We start from the raw sequence: 14,616 nt of genomic DNA, 5'->3' as shown, positions 1-14,616 counted from the left end.
GTGCGAAAGCCGTCCGCACTGCTCCTCGCCCTGACCGCGCTCCTGTACAGCGCCCCGGGCGCCCACGCCGCCGACAACGGCGAGTGGTCCGTCGAACCCGCCGCCTTCGGGCCCGGCAGCCGCCCGTACTTCTACCTCTCCGCCGCTCCCGGCACCGCGCTCACCGACCGGGTCACCGTGACGAACAAGACCGGGGCCCCGCTGACCTTCCGGCTGTACGCCGCCGACGCGTACAACACCGAACGCGACGGAGGCTTCGCCGTACGCACCCGCAGCGAGCCCCAGCGCGGCGTCGGCGCCTGGGCGAAACCGGAACGCGACCGGGTCACCGTCCCCGCGCACTCCTCGGTCACCGTTCCGTACACCCTCACCGTGCCCGGGACCGCCGAGCCCGGCGACCACCCCGGTGCCGTCGTCGCCCTCGACGAACGCGTCGCCGCCGGGTCCGGGGAAGCGGTCGCGGTCGGCATCCAGCGGGCCGTCGGCGCCCGGATCTACGTGCGGGTGAACGGCCCGACGATGGCCGCGCTGTCGGTCGAGGACGTCCGGTACACCCCGGACCGGCCGCTGGTCCCGGGCACCGGCGAGAGCAGCGCGCTCATCTCGTACACGCTCCACAACCGCGGCAACGTCACCCTCAACCCCAGGGTCGCCCTCCGCGCCGAGGGCCTCTTCGGCCGTACGCTCCTGGCCCGCGATCTGACGAAGGTCCCCGGCGAACTGCTGCCGCGCCAGAAGATCCGGCTGACCGAGAGGTGGGCGGGAGCGCCGCAGCTCGACTGGGGCGAGGTCACGCTGACCGCGAGCGCGCGTGACGTGCGCGAGTCCGCGGCGGTGTCCTTCTTCGCCCTTCCGTGGCTGGTCACGGCCCTGCTGCTGGCGGCGGCCGCGGGCGCGGGGACATGGCTGCGGGTACGGCACCGGAGAGTGCGCGGCACGTGACGGCGTCGGACCGGCAGGGGTGCGCGGTACGTGAGGTCCCGCCCGGCAGGGGTACGCGGTACGTGAGGGCGCCGCGGATCGGGGAGAATGGCCCGCATGAGCGTTCACACCCCTGGATCCGAGGCCCCGCACCGCGCCGGCTTCGCCTGTTTCGTCGGCCGCCCCAACGCGGGCAAGTCCACCCTCACGAATGCTCTGGTCGGCCAGAAGGTGGCCATCACCTCCAACCGGCCGCAGACCACCCGCCACACCGTCCGCGGCATCGTGCACCGCCCGGACCTGAACGCCCAGCTCGTGCTGGTCGACACGCCCGGTCTGCACAAGCCGCGCACGCTGCTCGGCGAGCGGCTCAACGACGTCGTACGGACCACCTGGGCCGAGGTCGACGTGATCGGCTTCTGTCTGCCGGCGAACGAGAAGATCGGTCCGGGGGATCGTTTCATCGCCAAGGAACTGGCCGGGATCAAGAAGACCCCGAAGGTCGCGATCGTGACGAAGACCGACCTGGTCGACTCCAAGACGCTCGCGGAGCAGCTGATCGCCATCGACCGCCTCGGCCAGGAGCTCGGCCTCGAGTGGGCGGAGATCGTTCCCGTGTCGGCGGTCGGCGACAAGCAGGTCGCCCTGCTGGGCGACCTCCTCGTCCCGCTCATGCCGGAGAGCCCCCCGCTCTACCCGGAGGGCGATCTCACCGACGAGCCCGAGCAGGTCATGGTCGCGGAGCTGATCCGCGAGGCCGCGCTCGAGGGCGTACGGGACGAGCTGCCGCACTCGATCGCGGTGGTCGTCGAGGAGATGCTCCCCCGCGAGGACCGCCCGGCGGACAAGCCGCTCCTGGACATCCACGCGAACGTCTACATCGAGCGCCCGAGCCAGAAGGGCATCATCATCGGCCCGAAGGGCAGCCGCCTCAAGGAGGTCGGCATCAAGTCCCGCAAGCACATCGAGGCGCTCCTGGGCACGCCGGTCTTCCTGGACCTTCATGTGAAGGTGGCGAAGGACTGGCAGCGGGATCCGAAGCAGCTGCGCAAGCTCGGTTTCTGAGGGCGGCCCGGGTCGTCCTAGGCCCCTTCCTTCAGGACCATCGAGATCAGCTTGGTCTGCGGCTCCGTGAGCCGCGGATCCGCGCAGTAGACCGTCTTCCCGTCCACGGTGAGCTGGTACTGGAATCCGTCGGGGACCCCGACGGGTGGCGTGCCCCGGCCGTCGCGTACGGCCTCCTCGGCCAGGGCATGCCACTCATGGGCATCGGGCCGACCCGAGGTGTCCACCTCGGCGACCCGCTCGATCCCGGCGAAACCACCCGTGCGTCGCACTTGAATACGCATGGGTCCTGTCTAGCGCGTCTCGACCGGATCCGCCTCCGCCGGCGCCTCAGTTGGCCGGTACGCCGACCTGCGACCAGGCCTTGAGCACCGCCTCGTGCTCCTCACCCTCCCCGTAACGCTCCGCCGCCGCCGCGACCGTGGCCCTGGCGAAGTCGGTGAAGGACGCGTCGACCTCCAGGGTCCCCGAGACCATCACGTCGTACCAGATCTGCCCCGCCCGCTCCCACGCCTTGCCGCCGAGCTGGGTGGCCAGCAGACAGAAGGCGCGGTTGGGGATGCCGGAGTTGATGTGCACGCCCCCGTTGTCCCGTCCCGTACGGACGTAGTCGTCCATCGTCCCGGGCTGCGGGTCCTTGCCGAGCACGTCGTCGTCGTACGCCGAGCCCGGCTCCTTCATCGACCGCAGCGCCACGCCCGTCACCCGTGGGGCGAGCAGGCCGGCGCCGATCAGCCAGTCGGCCTCGTCGGCGGTCTGGTCGAGGGTGTACTGCTTGACCAGCGAGCCGAAGACGTCCGAGACGGATTCGTTGAGCGCGCCCGGCTGGCCGAAGTACGTCAGATTCGCCGTGTACTGCGTGAGGCCGTGGGCCAGCTCGTGCGCGATGACGTCGACCGGCACGGTGAAGTCGAGGAAGATCTCGCCGTCACCGTCGCCGAACACCATCTGCTCGCCGTTCCAGAACGCGTTTCCGTAGTTCTCGTCGTAGTGGACGGACGCGATCAGAGGCAGGCCCTCACCGTCGATCGAGTTCCGCCCGTACGCGGAGAGCAGCAGCTCGAAGGTCGCGCCGAGGCCGGCGTACGCGCGGTTGACGGTCGCGTCCCGGCCCGGCTCGTCGCCCTCGGCGCGGACCTTCGTGCCGGGGAGGGCGGTGCCGTGCCCGGCGTCGTACACGGTCCGCTGCGGTCCGTCCACGACGGCCTCGGTCGGGGCGGGGGCGCCGATGACGGTGGTCAGACGGCGGCTGGTGCGCTGTGCGGCGTCCGCGACCAGGGTGCGGCGGGCGGCCGCGGAGATCGCCGGGTCGTCCGAGCGGGCGAGCTTGTCCAGGAGGTGCGGCGGCACGATGCCGCAGAAGACAGGGGACAGGGCCGGTGTCGTGGAGGAATCCATGCTTGGCAATGTGGCACTGGGTCATGACACTGTCACTAGCTGCGACCATGATTAGTGCTGCATTGATCACCGAGTGGGGTGATACGTCACATTTAGCCGTTATTTTCCCGTTACTGATCGGTCGTCCCGCATACTGAAACAGGACCGGCGCTCACGCCCAGGCTCAGCTAGGCTCGTCCGCATCATGCGTTTCGGGCTGCTTCTCCTTAGCTGCCGCGGCGAGGGCCTGTAGTCGTAGGCCGACCCCCTCCCCGCGGAGTCTGGTGCTGCTTCGACAGTCGGCCGTCCCCCGTGCAGGACCCCGAGGAGCCCTACGCAATGTCTCAGTCGCAGTGGATCGGCCGTCCCACCCCGATCACCAACACGACGCACACCCAGAAGCCCTCCGGCATGCCGATCCACAAGTACGGCCAGTACGAGGCCGTGCAGATCCCGGACCGCACCTGGCCCGAGAAGCGGATCACCAAGGCGCCGCGCTGGCTGTCCACGGACCTGCGCGACGGCAACCAGGCCCTGATCGACCCCATGTCGCCGGCCCGCAAGCGCGAGATGTTCGACCTGCTGGTCCGCATGGGCTACAAGGAGATCGAGGTCGGCTTCCCGTCCTCGGGCGAGACGGACTTCGCCTTCGTACGGTCGATCATCGAAGAGGGCGCGATCCCCGACGACGTGACCATCTCCGTCCTGACCCAGGCCCGCGAGGACCTGATCGAGCGCACCGTCGAGTCGATCGTCGGCGCCAAGCGCGCCACCGTCCACCTCTACAACGCGACGGCCCCCGTCTTCCGCCGGGTCGTCTTCCGCGGCTCCAAGGACGACATCAAGCAGATCGCCGTCGACGGCACCCGCCTGGTGATGGAGTACGCGGACAAGCTGCTGGGCGACGAGACGGTCTTCGGCTACCAGTACAGCCCCGAGATCTTCACCGACACCGAGCTGGACTTCGCCCTGGAGGTCTGCGAGGCCGTCTGCGACGTCTGGCAGCCCGGTCCCGGCCGCGAGATCATCCTGAACCTGCCCGCCACCGTGGAGCGTTCGACGCCGTCCACGCACGCGGACCGCTTCGAGTGGATGTCGCGGAACCTGACCCGGCGCGAGTACGTGTGCCTGTCCGTCCACCCGCACAACGACCGCGGCACCGCCGTCGCCGCCGCCGAGCTGGCCATCATGGCGGGCGCCGACCGTATCGAGGGCTGCCTGTTCGGGCAGGGCGAGCGGACCGGCAACGTCGACCTGGTCACCCTGGGCATGAACCTGTTCTCACAGGGCGTCGACCCGCAGATCGACTTCTCGCAGATCGACGAGATCCGCCGCACGAGCGAGTACTGCAACCAGATGGAGGTCCACCCGCGCCACCCCTACGCGGGCGACCTGGTCTACACCGCCTTCTCCGGCTCCCACCAGGACGCCATCAAGAAGGGCTTCGACGCCATGGAGGCCGACGCGGCCGCCCGGGGCAAGACCGTGGACGACATCGAGTGGGCGGTTCCGTACCTGCCGATCGACCCGAAGGACGTCGGCCGCTCCTACGAGGCGGTCATCCGCGTCAACTCGCAGTCCGGCAAGGGCGGTATCGCGTACGTCCTGAAGAACGACCACAAGCTGGACCTGCCGCGCCGCATGCAGATCGAGTTCTCCCGCATCATTCAGGCCAAGACCGACGCCGAGGGCGGCGAGGTCACGCCGAAGGAGATCTGGTCGGTCTTCCAGGACGAGTACCTGCCCAACCCGGACAATCCGTGGGGCCGGATCCAGCTGCGCACCGGCCAGGCGACCACCGACAAGGACGGCACGGACACGCTGTCCGTCGAGGCGGTCGTCGACGGTGTCGACACCGTCCTGACCGGCTCCGGCAACGGTCCGATCTCCGCGTTCTTCGACGCCCTGGCGGCGATCGACGTGGATGCCCGCCTGCTGGACTACCAGGAGCACACGATGAGCGAGGGCGCCTCCGCGCAGGCTGCCTCCTACATCGAATGCGCCATCGACGGAAAGGTCCTGTGGGGCATCGGCATCGACGCGAACACCACGCGTGCGTCGCTGAAGGCGGTCGTCTCCGCCGTCAACCGCGCGGCCCGCTAGTACCGCCCGCCGGTACCTCCCCCGAACCCCGCCCCAGCCATGGGGCGGGGTTCGGCCATGTCCCGGCGATCTCGCGCCCGGGTGCTGACGCCACATCATCGGTGTGGCTAACATCACGTCAATGCGGCAATGTTGCCGGAGCATGACGGAGGTGCGACGTGCTGCCAGCCCGAGGACAACGTGGCCGAAAACTCAGCATCAACGGCATTCGTCTCATTCGTGTCTTCGGCATGCGCACGTCCTGGACCACCATCGGCGACGGCGAGTTCTTCTGCTCCGCATGCGGAGGAGACCGCAACTACCGCCGCCGCACCGGCCGCCGCCGCTTCACCGTCCTCGGCATCCCCGTCCTCCCGCGCGGCTTCGCGGGCCCGGTGCTCGAATGCGCCGCCTGCCACGCCCACTTCGGCACGGACGCCCTCGACCACCCGACGACCGCACGCTTCTCCGCGATGCTCCGCGACGCCGTCCACACGGTCGCCCTCGCCGTCCTCGCGGCCGGCGGCACCTCGTCGCGTACGGTCAGGGAGACCGCCGTCGCCACGGTCCGCGCCGCGGGGATCGTCGACTGCACCGAGGACCAGCTGACCACGATGATCGAGGCGCTCGCCGCCGACACCGGCCGCTTCGTCACCGACGAGGGACCGTGCGGCGCCGCCCTCGCCATCGAACTCCACGAGGCCCTCGAGCCCCTCGCCCCGCATCTCGCCCCGGCCGGCCGCGAATCGATCCTGCTCCAGGGCGCCCGGATCGCCCTCGCGGACGGGCCGTACAGCACGGCCGAGCGCGACGTGCTGACGACCGTGGGCAACGCACTGCAGCTGTGCGCGGACGACACCACGCGACTGCTCGCGACCGCGCGCACGCCGTCGTCGTAACGGGGAGCGCCGCCCCGACCCGGCGCGGTGGGGCGAAGCCAGCAGCTACCAGGGGAGTACCGGGACACCGTCCCGCTACTCCCCGGGGAGTAACCGCCCGCGCATGCCACCCCGCGCAGTACCCCCGAACTCGCCCTGCGGCCCGACGAATCGGCCCTGTCGCGGCGGGAGTCTGGATCCGTCCAGACACCCAGCCGGAGGGAGGCCCGAGATGGGGGCCCCGACCACCTCGTACGACGCCGTACCGGCCGCCCCGCCCGGCACCGGCCCCGGGAAGCGGCGCACGGGCCGTGCCGCACTGCCCTGGGCGGTGCTCGCCCTGTGGATCGCGGTCCTCGCCGTCGCCGCGCCCTTCGCCGGCAAGCTCGCCGACGTACAGCGCGACAACATCGTGGACTACCTGCCCGCGGGCGCCGACTCCACCCAGGTCGCCAAGATCCAGCAGGAGCTGCCGGGCGGCGAGGCCACCCAACTCGTCCTCGTCTACCACCGCGACAGCGGACTGACCGCCTCCGACCGGACGACCGCCACCGGCCAGGCCGCAGGGATCGCCGCGGCGCACGACCTCACGGACGAGCCCAGGGGCATCCCGTCGAAGGACGGCACCACCCTCATGTTCCCCGTGTCGTCGACCGAACCCGGAAACGACGAGAAGGCACGGGCCGCCTTCGTCGAGGACGTACGCGCCGAGGTGTCCGCCGGCGGCGGACCGAGCGACGGGCTGACCGTCGAGGTCGGCGGACCGAGCGCCCTTCAGACCGACATGGAGGCCGTCTTCGAGACCATCGACGGCACCCTGATGATCGCGACCGTCCTCGTCGTCGCCGTCCTGCTGATACTCACCTACCGCAGCCCGTTCCTGTGGCTCGTCCCGCTGCTCGTCGTCGGCGTCGCCGCCCTCACCACCAGGGCCGTGATCTACGGCCTCGCCCAGGGCTTCGACATCACGGTCACCAGCCAGAGCGCCGGCATCATGACCGTCCTCGTCTTCGGCGCGGGCACCGACTACGCACTGCTGCTCGTCGCCCGCTACCGCGAGGAACTGCGGCGCGTCCCGCAGCCGTACGACGCGATGCGCGCGGCCCTGCGCGGCTGCGGGCCCGCCGTACTCGCCTCCTCGGGGACCGTCGCCGCGGGCCTGCTGTGCCTGCTCGCCGCCGACCTCAACAGCGCGCGCGGGCTCGGCCCCGTCGGGGCGGTGGGCGTGGTGTGCGCGCTGGCCGCCATGCTGACCCTGCTGCCCGCCCTCCTCGTCCTGCTGGGGCGCAGGGTCTTCTGGCCGATCGTCCCCCGGTACGGGAGCGAGGCCGAGCAGCGCCGCAGCCTGTTCGCCGCCATGGGCAGCTCCGCCGCCCGCCGCCCGGTCGCCGTCCTCACCTCCGGAACGGTGCTGCTCGGCGCGCTCGCGCTCGGCGCGCTGAATCTGCCCGGCACCCTCAAGAACGAGGACAGCTTCACCGAACGGCCCGAGTCCGTCTCCGCGATGCAGACCCTGGCCGCCGCCTACCCCGAGCGCAGCGCCCAGCCCATCAGCGTCGTCGCCCCTGCGGCCACCGCCGAACGGGTGCTCGCCGAGGTCCGCGCCACCGACGGAGTGGCGGCGGCCGAACGAGGACGCACGGGAGCGGAGCGAATGGGGGTCCCCCCAGGCCCGAAGGGCCATGGGGGAGGCTGGACCGAACTCTCCGTCTTCGCGAAGGACGCACCCGAGACCGAGGGCGAGACCGCCACCATCAACGCGCTGCGCGCGGGCCTCGACGGCCCGTACGGCGCATACGTCGGCGGGGTGAGCGCCCAGCAGCTCGACCTGGAGGAGACCAACAGCCGCGACCGGATCATCGTCATCCCGCTCGTGCTCGCAGCGGTCCTGCTCATCCTCGTCGCCCTGCTGCGCAGCCTCGTCGCCCCCCTCATGCTCATCGTCGCGGTCGTCGCCGTATGGGGCGCTGCCATGGGCCTCGGCGGGCTCGTCTTCGAACCGCTCTTCGGCTTCGCGGGCGTCGACCCCGGACTGCCGCTGCTCTCCTTCGTCTTCCTCGTCGCACTCGGCGTCGACTACGGCATCTTCCTGATGCACCGGATGCGCGAGGAAGCCCTGTCCGGCGCCGAACCCCGGACAGCCGCACTGACCGCACTGCGCACGACCGGTGGAGTCATTGCCTCCGCGGGCATCGTGCTGGCGGCCACCTTCGCAGTCCTGATGAACCTCCCGCTGGTCCCGCTGGTCGAGATGGGCTTCGTCGTCGCGGTGGGGGTGCTGCTGGACACCTTCCTCGTACGGACCTACCTGGTGACGAGCGCGAGCCTGCTGCTCAGCCGCCGGGTCTGGTGGCCGGGACGGCTCGGCAAGGCCGGTGCGAACGCCGTGACCCGCGCGACCGCCGTGACGCCCGCGACCGCCGTCACCCCCGTGACCCCCGTGACCCCTGTGACCGAGGGCCGGGCCCGTACCGGAGGATGAACGAGTGAACATGCCTGAGAACGAGGGAGGGGCGGCGCGTCCCCGCCTGGGGGAGCGCGTGCTCACCGCCGTCAGCCGCGACCCCATGACCGTGCCGCACCGGCGCCGCAACGATGCGCTGATCGCCGCGGGCGTCGCCGCCCTCTCCCTCGTCCTCGCGCTGGTCGTCCACGACGGCCGGACCCCCGACGCCCTCGGCTGGACCCTGCTGGCCGGCAGCATCGTGCCCCTCGCCCGGCGCCGCAGCCGCCCGGTACTCGTCCTGTTCGCCGTGCTGGTGTGCGTCGCGCCGTACCACGCGGCCGACTACACGCACGCCGCACCCCTCCCGGGAGCGATGCTCGCCCTCTACACCGTGGCGGCCACCGCCCGGCCCCTGCACACGTTCCTCATCGGCGCCGGGGTCATCGGCACCACCCTGACCGTCATGTTCGGCGTCAACACCCACCAGGGCCTGGAGGCGCTGCGTACCACCGGCTGGATCCTCGCCGTGATCGTCTTCGGCGTCGACGTCCGCACCTACCGCCGCTACATCGCCTCCGTCGTGGCCCGCGCCGAACGCGCCGAACACACCCGCGAGGAAGAGGCCGCCCGCCGCGTCGCGGAGGAACGGCTGCGGATCGCCCGGGACCTGCACGACCTCCTCGCCCACAGCATCACCCTGATCGGGGTGCGGACCTCGGTCGCCGCGCACATCCTGACCGTCGACCCGGACCGCCTCGACCGCGAGGCCGTCGCCGCCGCACTGGACGAGATCTCGGAGACCTGCCGGGAGGCGCGGGCCGAACTGCGCACCACACTGGCGGTACTGCGCGCGGACGGCACCCCGGACGACGCCCCGGACGGCCCCCTGCCGGGTCTGGCCGCGCTGCCCGGTCTCGTCCGCACGGCGGAGGCGGAACTCACGATGCGGACCGGCGAAGCGCGCATTCCGCCGGCATCGGCGGCCGCCGCGTACCGCATCGTGCAGGAGTCCCTGACGAACGCGGTACGGCATGCGGGGCCCGACGCCGGGATACGCGTCCTGGTGGAGGCGGACCACGACCGCGACCTGCGGGTCACGGTCAGCAACAGGGGCAACAGCCGCCCGGCCGACGGGAGTTCGGGCTTCGGGATCGTCGGGATGCGCGAGCGCGCCCGCAGCGTCGGGGGCACCCTGTCCGCTGGACCGCGCGACGGAGGAGGATTCGAGGTGGTCGCCGTACTGCCGCTCGGTGAAGGTGAAGAGGAGACCCTGGCATGACCGGCCCGATTCGCGTGCTGCTCGCCGACGACCAGACCCTGGTCCGCGCCTCGTTCGCGATGCTCGTCGAGTCCGCCCGCGACATGGAGGTCGTCGCCCAGGCCGGCACCGGCCTCGAAGCCGTCGAACTGGCCCGCTCCGCCCGCGCCGACGTCGTCGTCATGGACATCCGCATGCCCGAACTCGACGGCATCGAGGCCACCCGCCGCATCGCCGCCGACGACGACCTCGCCGGCGTCAAGGTCCTCGTCCTCACCACCTACGACACCGACGACCACATCCTGGAGGCCCTTCGCGCGGGCGCCTCAGGCTTCCTCGTCAAGGACATCCGCCCGGCCGACCTTCTCGCCGCGATCAGGACCGTCGCCGCGGGCGACTCCCTGCTCTCGCCCGGCCCCACCGCCCGCCTCATCGCCCGCGTCCTCGCCGCCCCGGCGGTCCCACCGCGCGGCGGCCCCGGCCCCGGCTGCCTCTCCGACCGCGAACGCCAGGTCCTCACCCTCGTCGCCCGCGGCCTCACCAACACCGAGATCGCCGAAACGCTCGCCCTCAGCCCCCTCACCGCCAAGACCCACGTCAGCCGCATCATGGGCAAACTCGCGGCCCGCGACCGCGCCCAACTCGTCATCACGGCCTACGAGTCGGGCCTGGTGACCCCGGGCACGGGCGCGGGCACGGGCGCGGGCTGACGGTCTGGGCGTGAAGTGTGCCCTGCAACGTGCAGTGGGACGGGATGTCCGTCCTCAAGCGCCGGACGGGCTTGAAGTGTGCCCGTTACCGTCCGGGCGGGGTCGGTTCGGGGGCGGAGCCCCAGTTCGGGAAGGGCGGGGTGGGGAAAAGGCACATACGCGCCCACCATCCTCTGCGCCACAATGGGCGGACAGGTACGGCGGTTGGGGGACGGGGGGACTGTGCTGCTGCTCGTGGTCGCCTTCATCCTCGTCCCGACGGCCCTCGTGCTGCTACTACGTCGGCTGCGCGGCGCCCGCCACCCCGAGGCCGCCCCGACGGGCCCGGTGGCCGCACCCGCCACGCCCGAGACGACCCGCGGGGCCGAACTGCCCGCCCCCATACCCGACTTCGTGGGCCGGGCGGACGATCTCGCCGCGCTGCTCCGCCTCGTCCACGCAGGCCACCGCGCCATCGCCGTCACCGGCGCCGCCGGCCTCGGCAAGTCCGCGCTCACCGTCCGCCTCGCGCACGAGCTGCGGCCTCTCTACCCCGACGGCCGTCTGTACGCCGACCTCGGCGCCGCCCGCGGTGACGTCCTGGCGCGCCTCCTCGGCGCCCTCGGCACGCCCGAGGAGGAACGGACGGGCGAGCCCGGCGCCCTCGCCGCCCGCTTCCGCAGCCGCACCGCGAGCCGCCGCATCCTCCTGGTCCTGGACGCCGCCACCGACGCATCCCAGGTCCGCCCTCTGCTCCCGGCGGGCGACGGCTGCCTCACCCTGATCACCAGCCGCAACGCACTGACCGACCTGCCCGAGGCCACCCCCTTCCCCCTGGACGCCCTCACGGAATCGGATGCGCTCGGGCTGTGCCCACCTTCACCTTCAGGCCCGCACCCGGCCCACGACGTCGGCGCACTCGACCTCGTCCACGTCTGCGGCCGACTGCCCCTCGCGATCCGCATGGCCGCCGCGGCAGGGGCCCACCCGGCCAAGGTGGCCGACCGCATCGCCGCCGAACGCGCCCGCCTCGACGCCCTCCACATCGGCGACGTGGCCGCCCGCGCCGCCTTCGAGGCCGCCTACGCCGCGCTGACGCACGCCGACCGTCACCTGCTCCGCACCCTCGGCGCGTATCCCGGTGCACGCCTGACAGCCCGCATCGCCGCCGCCGCGGCAGGCTGGGAACAGCAGGCCGCCCACGAGGGCCTGGAGCGCCTCACGGCCGCCCAACTCGTGCAGCCCGCCGAGGCCCCCGGCGCGTACCGCCTCCACGACCTGATCCACCGGTTCGCCGCCGAGCGTCTCGAACACGACACGGGACCCGCCGGGTGCCGAGCGGCCCTGGCACGGCTCCTCGCCGCCGACCCGGCGGATCCCACCGCGGTCTCCCGCCTCGTACGCGCCGGAGTACGGGAAGGCCTCCACGGCGCTGCGTACCGCCTGGCGACCACGGCGGACAGCCGCATGAGGGACGAGCCGGGCCAGCTCCCGCGCATCGCCATGTGGTCGGCCGTCCTCGACGCGGCCCGTCGGGCGGGCGAGCACGACTGGGCCGCCCAGGCCCTCCGCGGCCTGGGCGACGCCTACCGGCACGAGGGCCGGTACGACCGGGCCGTGGACCATCTGCGCATGTCCATCGCCGTCCAGCAGCGAGCGGGCGCCCGCGCCGTCCAGATCGAGACCCGCCGGCTCCTCGGCGACGCCCTGCACCGGGCGGGCCGTTACGACGAGGCACTGCGCGAGTTCCGTACGGCCCTGGACGGTTGCCGCGCCCTGTGCGGACCGACGGGCGAGGCGGAGATCCTCCGCGGCCTCGGCGCCCTCCACCTCGACCGCCGCCGCCCCGACGAGGCGATCGCCTGCCTCGAAGCGGCCGTCCCCCTCACGGGCTGCCCCGACATCCGCCGCATCCTGGGCTCGGCGTACGTCCAGACCGGCAACCTCACCGCCGCCGAGCGATGCCTGCGATCGGCCCTCGCGGCGTACCGGCACCTGGGTCGCGCGGTGGGGGAGGGCTGGACCCTGCGCGAGTTGGGCTACCTGGAAGAGCGGCGATGGGCGTTCGGGCCGGGCGCGGACCACCACCGCGCCGCCCTGGCCGCCTTCGACCGCGTCGGCTACGGCACGGGCGTCGCCGCGGCGGCCGAGGCCATCGGCGACAACTTGCTTGCGCAGGGCGACGAAGCGGGCGCCGACGCGGAGTACCGCCACGCGGCGGCCGTCTACGGCGGGCTGGGCGACCACGTCCGTGAGGCCGAGGTGCGACGCAAGCTCAGCATGTGATCAAGGGCTCAACTATCCCTGTTCATAGGGCTGTTGAGGGTCGGACTGATTGTGAATGACCCGTGCGCACATGGCATGATTCCCCCGCTGTTACTTCCGAGTAAGTACGGGTGACAGCAGCCACCCCCCTCATCACATTCGCCGGAGGACACCCCCGTGCGTCATTCCACCAGGAGACTCCTGGTCCCCGCGCTGACCGCGCTCGCGCTCGTCGCGAGCGGCTGCTCGGCCGCCCCCGACAGCACCAACCGCCCCGCCACCGGGCCCACTCCAGCCGCAGCCGCGGCAGCGGCGGACGACGCGAGCGAGCAGCTCGACGTCGAAGCGGCCCCGGACGGTGCACCCACCCCGACGGCCGTGGCCCGCCAGGCCGCCAACGGCGGCAGCGGCGCGAAGAAGAGCACGCTGAAGGTCGCTTCCTACGACAAGCGCACCCGACGCGCCGTCATATCCGACCCGCACAAGAGCGAGAGCCCGTCGGCCGCCCCCACCCCCGCCCCCACCGCCACCCCGTCGGCGGTGGCCGAGGCCCCGGTCAGAACCGGCGACGTCATCGCCAGTGCCCCCGCTCCGGGCGCGCCCGACGGTCTGCTGGCCCAGGTCACCGAGGTCGTCGGCACCACCGACCAGGGCACCGAGGTCCGCACGAAGCCCGCCACCCTCAGTGCCCTCCTCCGCGACGACAAGGCCGACGGCCAGGTCCCCGTCGACCCGTCCACCATGGACGTCGAGCCCCTCGTCAAGGGCGTGAAGCTCTCCTGGGCCAGGACCGGCGGCGCCACCTTCGGCCCCAACGGAGCGAAGGTCCCCCTCGGCAGCCTGCGCCTCGACGTCGGCGCCTCCCTGGCCACCGCCGAGGACGCACCCGTCTCCGCCGCCGCGTCCGTCTCCGGCTTCGTCCAGCTCGCCCCGCAGGTGGAGTTCTCCTACGACGGCAGCGCCAACGGCCAGTCGGGCCGCCCCGCGCCCGGCTCCGCGTTCCTCGGCATGACCGGCGACTGGACCGCCCAGTGGGCCCTCAAGGGCCGCGCCTCCGCGAAGGCCACCCAGCGCATCCCCTTCGCCAAGCTCCACGCCGACCCGGTGATCCAGGTCGGCCCCGTGCCCGTCGTCGTCAACCTCGACCTGACCTGCTACCTCCAGGTCGAGGCCGACGGCCGCATCACCCTCGACGTCCAGCAGAGCGTCAAGGGCGACTTCCGCGTCGGCGGCAGCTACGCCCCGGGCAAGGGCTGGACCCCGGTCAGCACCTCCGACGTGAAGAGCACCCCGGTGACCACCACCGTCACCGCCGCGGGCCGGGCGAAGACAACCCTCGGCGCCGAGGCGTCCGTCGGCCTGTACGGCATGGTCGGCCTCACCGCCGACTTCGCCCCGTACCTGCGCGCCGAGGCCGAGGCCCGCGCCGACGCATCCACGGACGGCACGGCGTCGTTGACCGGTACGTGGGCACTGCACGGCGGCTTCGACCTGAGCGGAAACCTCCTGCTCCAGCTGTCGATCTTCGGCACGCCGATCCTCCAGCACCGCATCCCGCTGGGCAGCCTCCACCGCGAATGGCCCCTGGCAAGCGGCAAGGGCACGCTGACGGCTTGACGGCCAAACGGCCCGACG

11 protein-coding genes are annotated in these 14,616 nt (G+C 72.2%); 9 read left to right on the top strand and 2 right to left on the bottom strand.

The genetic code is table 11. The features are described 5' to 3' along the window. Nucleotides 1–942, top strand: coding sequence for a WxL protein peptidoglycan domain-containing protein (locus tag ACWCXB_RS12020; protein ID WP_450721705.1), 942 nt, complete (start codon nt 1–3; stop codon nt 940–942). A gap of 96 nt (nt 943–1,038) precedes the next feature. Beyond that, nucleotides 1,039–1,986, top strand: coding sequence for a GTPase Era (gene era / locus ACWCXB_RS12015; RefSeq protein WP_450721704.1), 948 nt, complete (start codon nt 1,039–1,041; stop codon nt 1,984–1,986). A 17-nt stretch (nt 1,987–2,003) separates the two neighbouring features. Here era and ACWCXB_RS12010 read toward each other — a convergent pair whose 3' ends face one another. Next, a complete protein-coding gene (locus tag ACWCXB_RS12010; protein ID WP_450721702.1) occupies nt 2,004–2,270 on the bottom strand; it encodes a protealysin inhibitor emfourin in 267 nt (88 codons plus the stop codon). 46 nt (nt 2,271–2,316) lie between these two features. Next, nucleotides 2,317–3,384 carry a M4 family metallopeptidase gene (locus ACWCXB_RS12005; protein WP_450721700.1) on the bottom strand — a complete coding sequence of 356 codons (1,068 nt, stop codon included), beginning with the start codon at nt 3,382–3,384 and terminating at the stop codon, nt 2,317–2,319. Between the two features lie 318 nt (nt 3,385–3,702). Between ACWCXB_RS12005 and leuA the strand changes: the two genes are divergently transcribed. From leuA to ACWCXB_RS11970, 7 genes are all read left to right on the top strand, one after another. After that, entirely contained in the window at nt 3,703–5,466 is a 1,764-nt protein-coding gene (gene leuA, locus ACWCXB_RS12000; protein WP_450721698.1) for a 2-isopropylmalate synthase, read from the top strand. Nucleotides 5,467–5,624: 158 nt separating this feature from the next. Further along, nucleotides 5,625–6,344, top strand: coding sequence for a tellurite resistance TerB family protein (locus ACWCXB_RS11995; RefSeq protein ID WP_450721696.1), 720 nt, complete (start codon nt 5,625–5,627; stop codon nt 6,342–6,344). Nucleotides 6,345–6,555: 211 nt separating this feature from the next. Then, a complete protein-coding gene (locus ACWCXB_RS11990; RefSeq protein ID WP_450721694.1) occupies nt 6,556–8,805 on the top strand; it encodes an MMPL family transporter in 2,250 nt (749 codons plus the stop codon). Nucleotides 8,806–8,815: 10 nt separating this feature from the next. Further along, complete coding sequence (locus tag ACWCXB_RS11985) at nt 8,816–10,048, top strand: sensor histidine kinase (RefSeq protein ID WP_450721692.1); 1,233 nt, start codon at nt 8,816–8,818, stop codon at nt 10,046–10,048. Next, the gene (locus ACWCXB_RS11980; RefSeq protein WP_450721690.1) at nt 10,045–10,737 is read left to right on the top strand and encodes a response regulator; all 693 of its coding nucleotides are present in this window, start codon (nt 10,045–10,047) and stop codon (nt 10,735–10,737) included. Before ACWCXB_RS11985 ends, ACWCXB_RS11980 begins: the two co-directional genes overlap by 4 nt. 222 nt (nt 10,738–10,959) lie before the next feature. Next, nucleotides 10,960–13,002, top strand: coding sequence for a tetratricopeptide repeat protein (locus tag ACWCXB_RS11975; protein ID WP_450721688.1), 2,043 nt, complete (start codon nt 10,960–10,962; stop codon nt 13,000–13,002). Nucleotides 13,003–13,158: 156 nt separating this feature from the next. Continuing rightward, a complete protein-coding gene (locus ACWCXB_RS11970) occupies nt 13,159–14,598 on the top strand; it encodes a hypothetical protein (protein ID WP_450721686.1) in 1,440 nt (479 codons plus the stop codon). Nucleotides 14,599–14,616: the final 18 nt, after the last annotated feature.

The sequence above is a fragment of the Streptomyces sp. NPDC001514 genome (assembly GCF_053597075.1).
This window is presented reverse-complemented; position numbering and strand designations above follow the sequence as displayed.